The sequence below is a fragment of the Nannocystis pusilla genome, assembly GCF_020073745.1.
Taxonomy (GTDB): Bacteria; Myxococcota_A; Polyangia; order Nannocystales; family Nannocystaceae; genus Nannocystis; species Nannocystis radixulma.
Genome location: NZ_JAIRAU010000032.1, coordinates 116236 through 126528, shown reverse-complemented (window position 1 = coordinate 126528; position 10293 = coordinate 116236). Strand labels below are relative to the sequence as shown.

Below are 10293 nucleotides of genomic sequence, written 5' to 3'. Positions count from 1 at the left end.
GGAACCGCGGGTGCGTGCGCTCCGGCGCCGCCAGCACCGCCGCGACCGCGTCGGCGATGTCCAGCGCCACCGCGCCGACGCTCAGCCGTTCGCCCGCCGCCCCGTGGACATGCACCCCGGCGCAGGCCCCCGCCCACGGGCTCAGCTTGCGGCCCAGCAGCGCCGCGATCACCCCCGCCAGACAATCTCCGCTGCCCGCCGTCGCCAGGGCCGGCCCGCCGCTCACGCACACCGCCACCGTCGCCTCCGAGGCCACCAGCGAGCCCTCGCCCTTGAGCACCACCACCGCCCCGGTGATCGCGGTCAACGCCCGCGCCGCCGCCACGCGATCGCCCTGCACCCGCGCCGTCGTCCACGCCTCACCTGTCCGCGAGGACAGCAGCCGGGCCGCCTCCGCCGGGTGCGGCGTGATCACCCGCGGCTGCGCCGTGGGCTCCTCGATCTCGGCCAGCGCCGACGCGTCCCACACGGCAGGCCGCGGATCGTCGCGCCACAGCGCGGGGAGCCCGACGCGGTCCTCGGCGCGCACCAGCCCCGGCCCGACCACCAGCACCCCTGCCGCCGGCACCGGTCGTTCGCCGCGGGCCTGGACCATCAGCTCCGGCCGGTGCGCCAGCAGCTGCGCCTGCACCTGCGGATCGTCGCTGGCGATCGTCACCAGCCCCGCGCCGGCCCGCAGCGCCGCCGCCCCGGCCAGCACCGCCGCCCCCGGCGTCCCCGCCGAGCCGCCGACGATCCCCACGTGGCCGCGCTCGCCCTTGTGCGACCCCGGCCGCAGCTCCGCGAGCGCCTCGGCCACCGCCGCCGGATCGATCAGACATGTCGCATCGGACATGTCCTCCGAGACAATCCCGATGTCCGCCACGACCACCTGCCCCGCCGCCGCCCGCCCCGGCGTGACGTGGAGCCCCGGCTTGCTGCGCACGAACGTCACCGTGACGTCGGCCGCGAACGCCGGCCCCGGCGTCGCCCCGGTGTCGGCGTCGATCCCGGTCGGGATGTCGATCGCCAGCTTCGGCCCCGGGCGCCCGTTGGCCCAGGCCACCGCCGACGCGAACGGCTCGCGGAGCGGCGGCGCCGCGCCCGTCCCCAGCATCGCATCGACGATCAGCGCCTCCTCCGACCCCTCCGGCAGACCATGAGCGATCGGCACCCCGAGCTTCTCCGCCAGCGCCACCTGCTGCGCCAGCTCGGGCCCCAGCCGCGCCGTCAGGAGGAACGCCCGGGCCGGCACCCCCCAGCCGTGGAGGATCCGCGCCACCGCCACCCCGTCGCCGCCGTTGTTGCCCGGCCCGCACAGCGCCCACACCGGCCGCTCGCCGCGCAGCGCCAGCGCCTCGCGGGCGCAGCACAGGGCCGCCCGCTCCATCAATACCGGCGACGGCGTACCTAGCCCCGTGATCGTGTGGCGGTCGGCCGCCGCCGCCTGGCTCCTCGTCCACAGCGTCGCCGGGGCTCGCATCATGGCGGCAGTGTACTCGCGCCGGCGGGGGCGCGCGAGCGCCCGTGCGCCGGGCCACGGTCCCGAATCACATGTCCCGAAGGTCATGTGTTGCGCCCCTCGATCGCCGCTGCCATCATGGCCCGCGATGGCCCGCGTTCGTGTCCCCCGTCCCGTCACGAGCCGCCCGTCTGTCCAGGCGCCCGCGCACCCGGGGCCCGCGACGACCCAGGTCTTGGTGTCACGCCGGCTCACGAGCCCGCTCCACGGGACCGCTCGACTCGAGCGGCCGGCCCTGGCGTCCGTGATCCCGCGACCGGCGACGATCGACTGTCGAGCCTCGCGCCGGCCGCATTCCCTCCTCCTCTTCCTCCTCGCCGCCCTGTTGCCGGCCTGCATGTCGTACGGCCCGCCGGTGCGCAGCCCCGGGTACGGCGCCCCCGGACGGATCCGCCAGGGCCAGCTCGAGATCGGCGGCGCCGTCGCGCACCCCGGCAATCCTGGCAGCGGCGGCCCCTTCATCGGCTACGGCCTGCGCGACTGGGCCAGCATCGAGATCGGCGCCGACTTCTCGTATCGCCAGTGGGCGCTCGGCTACCTCGGCGGCCGCTTCACCTACGCCCCGAAACGCGACCGCAAGCTGCACGGCGCCCTCGACGGCGAGCTCGGCGTCGGCGGCGGCGCCGGCGGCCAGTTCTACTGTCCGCAAGATCCGTGCGCCGACGCCCGCCGGTGGACCGACCGCGCCGCGCTCGGCGGCTACGTCGGCGGCGGCGCCGGCTACCACTTCAGCTTCTTCGCCCTCTACGCCCGCGGCCGCTTCCAGGCCACTGCCGCCGAGGGCCTGCCCTCGACGCTGTTCGGCACCCTCCACGGCGGCATGCAATTCCGGATCGCCCGCCACGTCGACATCTTCGCCAGCGGCGGCCTGTTCGGCCTGCACAACAGCGAGGGCAACGTCTACAACCCCTACTGGGACGTCGGCCTCTCGGTCTACTTCGACGTCCTCCGCCGCAAGCAGCGGCCCGCCGCCCGGGCCCCGCATCGCATGTCCTTTTGAACATGCCCTGAAAGCCACATACGTCACGCCGCAGCGACCCGCCCGGCGAGCTCGCTACCTGTCGCGCACGACCTCTGCTACGATGGCCCTGTCATGGGCGAACCTCGGCGCAAGCTCCCCGACCCGCTGACCGTCGACGAGTTCCTCGCCATCTCCTGGCCGGACGGCCAGCGCCACGAGCTCATCGACGGTCACGTCGTCGCCATGGCCCCGCCCATGCGCGGTCACTCGATCATCATCGTCAATCTCGCGGTGGCGATCCGGGCCGTCCTCTCGCGCAATTGCGACGCCCTCGTCGATGCCGGCGTGCGTTCGTCGGTCCGCGCACACACCTACTACGAGGCCGACGTCCTCGTCACCTGCGAGCCCTCCGAACCCCGCCAGCGCACGATCCACGCCCCGGTCCTCCTCGTCGAGGTCCTGTCGCCCAGCACCCAGGCCATCGATCGCAACCGCAAGCTGCCCGACTACCGGCAGATGCCCAGCGTGCAGGAGATCGTTCTCGTCGACAGCGAACAGATGCACGTCGAGCTGTACCGCCGCTTCGAGGGCACCCGCTGGCTCAGTGAGATCCTGCGCGACCCCGCCGACGTCCTTCACCTCGACAGCGTCGGCCTCGACCTCCCCCTCGCCGACCTCTATCGCCGCGTCGCCTTCCCGCCGGAAGAGGCCACCGGCTGACCTGTCTCAAGAGGCAGCCATGTCATCCCCGGAACCGCCGCAGTTCGTCTCTCGGCCCTGCCAACCTCGAGCTCTCGCTCTGACCTGCCCTTAAAGCCAGACCGCGAGACTCGCGCCGCGCCCTCGCCCCCGGCGACAGCCTGCGACCGCCGCGCCTCGCCGGCCGCCCGGCTTTTTCGTACAATCCGCGCGCCATGCCCGATCCCTTGCGCGCCTGTGCGGTCTCGTTCCTCAACGCCTGGCCGCTCGTGCAGCCGCTCGTGGGGCAGCACCTCGCCGCCGACCGGATCCCGCGCCACCCCGACGGCACGCCGATGTTCGACATGAGTCTCGTGCTGCCCAGCGAGTGCGCTCGCCGCCTGGAGACCGGCGAATGTGACGTCGCCCTCGTCCCCGTCGCTGCCTGCGCCGCGCATCCCGAGTGGGAGGTCGTGCCCGAGGTCGGCATCGGCTGTCGCGGCCCCGTGCATTCGGTCCTGCTCGTCTCGGCCGTCCCTCTCGAGCAGATCGAGCGGATCTACCTCGACGCCGCCTCCCGCACCTCCGTCGTCCTCGTCCAGCTGCTCCTGCGCGCCCGCGGGTTCACCCCCGAGTGCGTGCACGCTCCCCACCGCGAGGGCGCGGGCCTGGTGCGGGGCCGCCACGCCGCCCTCGTGATCGGCGACGCCGCCATGGCGCTCCACGATCGCTTCCCGCACGTGTTCGACCTCGGCGCCATGTGGCTGGCGCAGACCGGGCTCCCCTTCGTGTTCGCCGTCTGGGCCGCGCGGCCCGGCCTCCTCACGCCCGCCCACGTCGCCGCCCTGCAGGAGGCCCGCGCCTACGGCCTCAAGCATGCCGAGGAGCTCGCCCACGCCTTCCGCGAGACCCAGCTGCAAGCCGGGCTGCCCGCGCGCGACCTCCTCGGCGACAACGCCTACGCCAACTACCTCCGGCGCGCGATCCGCTACAGCCTCTCCACCAAGGAGCGCGAGGGTCTCGTCGAGTTTCTCACCCAGGCGACCACCGCCGGCCTCCTCACGATCCCCGGCCACGACCCCGACGATCCCGTCCACATCCGCTTCGCCGGCGGCGCCGCCTCCGAGGCCCTCGTCGCCGCCCGCCGCCCGCGGCCGCCGCTCGTGGCCGACGAACTGCTCGCCCGCGCCGCGGCCGGCGGCCGCCTCGACCTCGCCGAGGGCATCTTCCTCTACGAGCACGCCGACCTCATGGCGCTCGGCGCCGCCGCCGACGCGCGCCGCGCTGCGCTGCATCCCGAGGGCGTCGTCACCTACATCATCGACCGTAATGTAAATTATACAAACGTGTGCGTAACCCGCTGTAAGTTCTGCAATTTCTACACCCCTCCCGGCGCCAAGGGCGGCTACGTCCTGAGCCGCGAGGAGCTCGCGCGCAAGTTCCGCGAGACGGAGGAATTGGGCGGCGTCCAGATCCTCCTGCAGGGCGGCCTCAACCCCGAGCTCGGGCTCGAGTGGTACGAGGACTTCTTCCGCTGGACCAAGGCCAACTTCCGCCTGGCCCTGCACGCGCTGTCGCCGACCGAGATCATCCACATCGCCCAGCTCGAGGACTTGCCGATCCGGGACGTCCTCGTCCGGCTGCGCGCGGCCGGCATGGACTCCTTGCCGGGCGGCGGCGCCGAGATCCTCGACGACGAGATCCGCGCCCGGATCTCGCCCTTCAAGAACACCGCGGACGAGTGGCTTGCGGTCATGCGCGAGGCCCACGGCCTCGGCATGAAGACCACCGCCACCATGGTGTTCGGCTTCCAGGAGACCGCCGAGCAGCTCGTCCACCACATGGACCGCGTCCGCGGCCTGCAGGACGAGACCGGGGGGTTCACCGCCTTCATCACCTGGCCGTTCCAGGCCGACGGCACCCGGCTCAAGCTGCGCGACGACACCAGCCCGCTGCGGTACTTGCGGGTACAAGCGCTGGCGCGGCTCTACCTCGACAACGTCCCCAACCTGCAGGTCAGCTGGCCGACCCTCGGGCCCGAGATCGGCGAGGTCGCCCTCCGCTTCGGCGCCAACGACTTCGGCTCGGTCATGATCGAGGAGAACGTCGTCTCCCAGGCCGGTGCCCGCTTCATGATGAGCGCCGGCGAAATCGAGACCCACATCCGCCTCGCCGGCTTCGTACCGGCCCGGCGGAACATGCGTTACGAGCGCCTCCCGGGGCTTTCACCGCCCGGCGGCATGCTCGCCGCGCCCGCCCCGGCGACCGGCGCGCCCGGGGTCTTGTGACCCCTCGCACGTCCGCGGGCGGCCGGCTGCACTCCGAAAAATCCCGCGAACATAGTAAACGCCCCCCAAGGCCATCCGGGCGGCCCCTCTGGACCGAAACGGATGCCTTTCCTCCACGAGCCTCCGGGCTCTGAACTCCCCGCACCGGACCCGTCCGCGAGAGCCTCCGGTTCCGAGTCGGCCTGAGCAAGAACCCCGCACCATGACAGTACATCGGATCAAAAAGGGACTCGACCTCCCGATCACCGGGGCACCGCAGCAGGTGATCGAGGCCGGCGTGCCCGTACGTCACGTCGCTCTGCTCGGCGCCGACTACGTGGGCATGAAGCCGAAGATGGAGGTCAAGGTCGGCGACGCCGTCAAGCGCGGGCAGTTCCTCTTCGAGGATCGCAAGACCCCCGGCGTCCGCTACACCGCCCCCGGCGCCGGCTCGGTGGTCGCCATCCATCGCGGCGAGAAGCGGGCCTTCGTCTCGCTGGTCATCGCCCTCAACGAGCGCGAGGTCGCCGGTGCACCTGGCCCCGAGGACAGGGTCACGTTCGCCAGCCACACCGGCAAGCCGGTCGAGCAGCTCGGCGCCGACGAGGTCAAGGCGCTGCTGGTCGAGTCGGGCCTGTGGACCGCCCTGCGGCAGCGGCCGTTTTCCCGCGTCCCCAGCCCCGAGTCGAGCCCGCGCGCGCTGTTCGTCACCGCGGTCGACACCAGCCCGCTCACGGCCGACGTCGGCGTCGTGCTCAAGGGCAAGGAGGCCGACTTCCACCGCGGCCTCGCCGCGCTGAGCAAGCTCGCGCCCAGGACCTACCTGTGCAAGGGCGCCGGTCTCGGCCTCGACGCCGGTCCGGCCGCCGGCGTGCGCGTCGAGACCTTCGAGGGCCCGCACCCGGCCGGCCTGGTCGGCACGCACATCCACCTGCTCGAGCCGGTCGACCGCGAGCGCGTGGTCTGGCACATCGGCTACCAGGACGTCGTCGCCATCGGTCGCCTCCTGGCCACCGGCGAGCTCGACGTCTCGCGGGTGGTCGCGCTCGGCGGCCCCGTCGCCCAGCGTCCGCGCCTCCTCACCACCCGCGTCGGCGCCAGCCTCGACGAGCTGACTGCGGCCGAGCTCCACCCGGGCGAGAACCGCGTCGTCAGCGGCTCGGTGTTCGGCGGCCGCAAGGCCCAGGGCGAGGCCGACGGCTACCTCGGCCGCTTCGCCAACCAGGTCACCGTGCTCGCCGAGGGCCGCCAGCGCGAGCTGCTCGGCTGGCTCGCCCCCGGCGCCCGCAAGTACAGCACCATCCCGGTGTACTTCGGCTTCCTCGCCAAGCTGTTCGGCAAGAAGTTCGACTTCACCACCACGACCAACGGCTCTCCGCGCGCCATGGTCCCGATCGGCATGTACGAGCGCGTCATGCCGCTCGACATCCTCCCGACCTTCCTGCTGCGCTCGCTCCTCGTCGGTGACACCGACCGCGCCGTCCAGCTCGGCGCGCTCGAGCTCGACGAAGAGGACCTCGCGCTGTGCACCTTCGTCGACCCCGGCAAGTCCGACTTCGGCGCGGTGTTGCGGCAAAACCTCAACGAGATCGAGAAAGAGGGCTGACGCAGATGTTGCGAAAGATGCTCGACAAGCTCGCGCACTCCTTCGAAAAGGGAGGCAAGCACGAGAAGCTCTACCCCCTCTACGAGGCGGCCGACACCTTCCTGTACACGCCGCCGGACGTCGCCAAGCGCGACTCCCACGTGCGCGACGCGCTCGACCTCAAGCGCATGATGACCACCGTCGTCATCGCGCTGCTGCCGTGCGTGTTGTTCGCGATGTACAACACCGGCCTGCAGGCGCACCTGATGATCGCCAAGGGCGCCGCGCCGCTCGACAACTGGCAGACCGCGCTCTTCCAGATGTTCGGCCTCGGCTTCGACCCGGCCAACATCCTCGCCTGCTTCCTCCACGGCGCCATCTACTTCCTGCCGGTCTACATCGTCACGATGGCGATCGGCGGCAACTGCGAGGCGCTGTTCTCGGTGGTGCGCAAGCACGAGATCAACGAGGGCTTCCTCGTCACCGGCCTGCTGTTCCCGCTGACCTTGCCGCCGACCATCCCGCTGTGGCAGGTCGCGCTCGGCATCGCCTTCGGCGTCGTGCTCGGCAAGGAGGTCTTCGGCGGCACCGGCATGAACGTGCTGAACCCGGCGCTGACCGCCCGCGCCTTCCTGTTCTTCGCCTACCCGGCCCAGATCTCGGGCGACCAGCCGTGGGTGGCGGCCAACCTCGCGGCCCTGCCGCAGGGCGTCTCGGGCGCCACCGCGCTCGGCCGCGCCGCCGCCGACCCCGGCGTAGTGATGAACAGCGCCGGCGACTGGACCGCGACCTGGTGGGACTGCTTCGTCGGCACCATCCCGGGCTCGATGGGTGAGACCTCGACGCTGTGCTGCCTGCTCGGCGCCGCCGTCCTCATCATCACCAGGGTCGGCTCGTGGCGGACCATGCTCGGCGTCGTGCTCGGCACGCTCGCGCTGTCGAGCATGCTCAACGCCATCGGCAGCCAGACCAACCAGCTGTTCAACTTGCCGTTCGAGTGGCACGTCGTGCTCGGCGGCTGGGCCTTCGGCACCGTGTTCATGGCCACCGATCCGGTCTCGTCGGCCTTCACCGACACCGGCAAGCTGATCTACGGCTTCGGCATCGGCGCCCTCGTCGTCCTGGTGCGGGTCGTCAACCCCGCCTACCCCGAGGGCATGATGCTGGCGATCCTGTTCATGAACATGTTCGCCCCGCTCATCGACCACTTCTTCGTCCAGGCCAACATCAAGAGGAGGCTCGCTCGTCATGGCGCAGCATAGTACCGGCTACACCATCGGCTTCGCCGCATTGGTCTGCGTCGTCTGCGGGGTCGGCATCGCCAGCGCCGCGGTCGCGCTGGCCGACCGTCAGGCCGAGAACAAGAAGCTCGACCAGCAGAAGCAGGTCCTCGCGGTCGCCGGCCTGATGCAGGAAGGCGAGGTGCTCAAGCCCGAGGAGATCAAGAAGCGCTTCGCCGACAACATCAAGCCCGAGATCGTCGACCTCAAGGCCGGCGTCGCCGCCCAGGGCATCGATCCGGCGAGCTTCGACCAGCGCAAGGCCCAGAAGGACCCGGCCCAGAGCCGCGTGGCCCCGCCGAACGCCGCCAAGGTCCTGCGCCTGCCCAACAACGCGCTGGTCTACAAGGTCGTCAAGGACGGCAAGGTCGACACCCTGATCCTCCCGATCGAGGGTTACGGCCTGTGGTCGACGCTGTACGGGTTCCTCGCGCTCGACGCCGACGACGTCAACACCGTCAAGGGCATCACCTTCTACCAGCACGGCGAGACCCCCGGCCTCGGCGGCGAGGTCGACAACCCCAAGTGGAAGGCCTTGTGGCCCGGCCGCAAGATCTACGACCCGCAGGGGCAGCCGCAGATCGGCGTCATCAAGGGTCAGGCCGGCCCGGCGGCGAGCGACCCGCACCGCGTCGACGGCCTGTCCGGCGCCACCATCACCAGCAACGGCGTCTCGAACCTCGTCAAGTTCTGGTTCGGCCCCGAAGGCTTCGGTCCCTACATCCAACACCTCAAGGCGGCGGGGGGCAAGTAAGTCATGGACAAGCAGACCAAGGGCGTCCTGTTCGACCCGCTGTTCAACAACAACCCGATCGCCCTGCAGGTGCTCGGCATCTGCTCCGCGCTGGCGGTCACGACCAAGCTCGAGACGGCGCTGGTCATGTCGATCGCGCTGACCACCGTCACCGCGTTCAGCAACCTGGCGATCAGCTCGATCCGCAACTACATCCCGTCGAGCATCCGCATCATCGTCCAGCTGACGATCATCGCCTCGCTGGTCATCATGACCGACCAGGTGCTGAAGGCCTTCGTCTACGACGTCAGCAAGCAGATGAGCGTCTACGTCGGCCTCATCATCACCAACTGCATCGTCATGGGCCGCGCCGAGGCCTACGCGATGGCCAACAAGCCGGGCATCAGCTTCCTCGACGGCATCGGCAACGGCCTCGGCTACAGCATGGTCCTGCTGGTCGTCGCCTTCTTCCGCGAGCTGTTCGGCTCGGGCAAGCTGTTCGGCGTCGAGCTCTTCAAGACCGTCAACGACGGCGGCTGGTACACCACCAACGGCCTGATGGTCATGTCACCGTCGGCGTTCTTCCTCATCGGCGGCATGATCTGGGTCATCCGCGTCTACAAGCCCTCGCAGCAGGAGAAGGAGTGACCCCATGCTCGAGCACTACCTGAGCCTCCTGACGAAGTCGATCTTCGTCGAGAACATGGCCCTGGCGTTCTTCCTGGGCATGTGCTCCTTCCTCGCCGTGTCGAAGAAGGTCGAGACCGCGATCGGCCTCGGCGCCGCCGTCATCTTCGTCCTCGCGGTGTGCGTGCCGCTGAACCAGCTCATCATCGTGTCGCTCCTCAAGGAGGGCGCGCTGGTGTGGATCAGCCCGGAGTTCGCCACCGTCGACCTCACCTTCCTCAGCTACCTGGTCCAGATCGGCACCATCGCCGCCGTCGTCCAGGTCGTCGAGATGACGGTCGACCGCTACGCCCCGGCCCTCTACAACGCGCTCGGCGTGTTCCTGCCGCTGATCGCCGTCAACTGCGCCATCCTCGGCGCCTCGCTGTTCATGGAGCAGCGCGAGTACAGCCTCGGCGAGGCGGCGGTGTTCGGCGTCGGCTCGGGCATCGGCTGGGCGCTGGCGATCGTCGCGCTCGCCGCCCTGCGCGAGAAGATGCGCTACAGCAACGTCCCCGAGGGCCTGCGCGGCCTCGGCATCGCGTTCATCCTCACCGGCCTGATGGCGATCGGCTTCCTCGCCTTCTCGGGCATCCAGCTCTGACCCGCGGAGGAGCACCAC

Annotated in this window: 9 protein-coding genes; 8 read left to right on the top strand and 1 reads right to left on the bottom strand. The window is 70.7% G+C overall.

The window, feature by feature from the left end; genetic code table 11:
- The coding region (locus tag K7C98_RS25495) for an NAD(P)H-hydrate dehydratase (protein WP_224194367.1) at positions 1–1465 on the bottom strand (1465 nt) is incomplete at its 3' end.
- 214 nt (positions 1466–1679) lie between these two features.
- Between K7C98_RS25495 and K7C98_RS25490 the strand changes: the two genes are divergently transcribed.
- From K7C98_RS25490 to nqrE, 8 genes are all read left to right on the top strand, one after another.
- On the top strand, positions 1680–2501 hold the full coding sequence (locus tag K7C98_RS25490; protein ID WP_224194366.1) for a hypothetical protein: 822 nt from the start codon (positions 1680–1682) through the stop codon (positions 2499–2501).
- 93 nt (positions 2502–2594) lie between these two features.
- Entirely contained in the window at positions 2595–3182 is a 588-nt protein-coding gene (locus K7C98_RS25485; RefSeq protein ID WP_224194365.1) for a Uma2 family endonuclease, read from the top strand.
- A gap of 194 nt (positions 3183–3376) precedes the next feature.
- Entirely contained in the window at positions 3377–5428 is a 2052-nt protein-coding gene (gene mqnC, locus K7C98_RS25480; protein ID WP_224194364.1) for a cyclic dehypoxanthinyl futalosine synthase, read from the top strand.
- A 202-nt stretch (positions 5429–5630) separates the two neighbouring features.
- Positions 5631–7013: a Na(+)-translocating NADH-quinone reductase subunit A gene (locus tag K7C98_RS25475; protein ID WP_224194363.1), complete on the top strand. Its 1383-nt coding sequence runs from the start codon at positions 5631–5633 to the stop codon at positions 7011–7013.
- Between the two features lie 17 nt (positions 7014–7030).
- Entirely contained in the window at positions 7031–8254 is a 1224-nt protein-coding gene (locus K7C98_RS25470; protein WP_263429796.1) for an NADH:ubiquinone reductase (Na(+)-transporting) subunit B, read from the top strand.
- A complete protein-coding gene (locus tag K7C98_RS25465) occupies positions 8241–9026 on the top strand; it encodes a Na(+)-translocating NADH-quinone reductase subunit C (protein ID WP_224194361.1) in 786 nt (261 codons plus the stop codon). Before K7C98_RS25470 ends, K7C98_RS25465 begins: the two co-directional genes overlap by 14 nt.
- Positions 9027–9029: 3 nt before the next feature.
- Positions 9030–9653 carry an NADH:ubiquinone reductase (Na(+)-transporting) subunit D gene (locus tag K7C98_RS25460; RefSeq protein ID WP_224194360.1) on the top strand — a complete coding sequence of 208 codons (624 nt, stop codon included), beginning with the start codon at positions 9030–9032 and terminating at the stop codon, positions 9651–9653.
- A gap of 4 nt (positions 9654–9657) precedes the next feature.
- Positions 9658–10275 (top strand): NADH:ubiquinone reductase (Na(+)-transporting) subunit E, encoded by a 618-nt coding sequence (gene nqrE / locus K7C98_RS25455; protein ID WP_224194359.1) that lies wholly within the window; start codon positions 9658–9660, stop codon positions 10273–10275.
- The last annotated feature ends 18 nt before the right edge of the window (positions 10276–10293 follow it).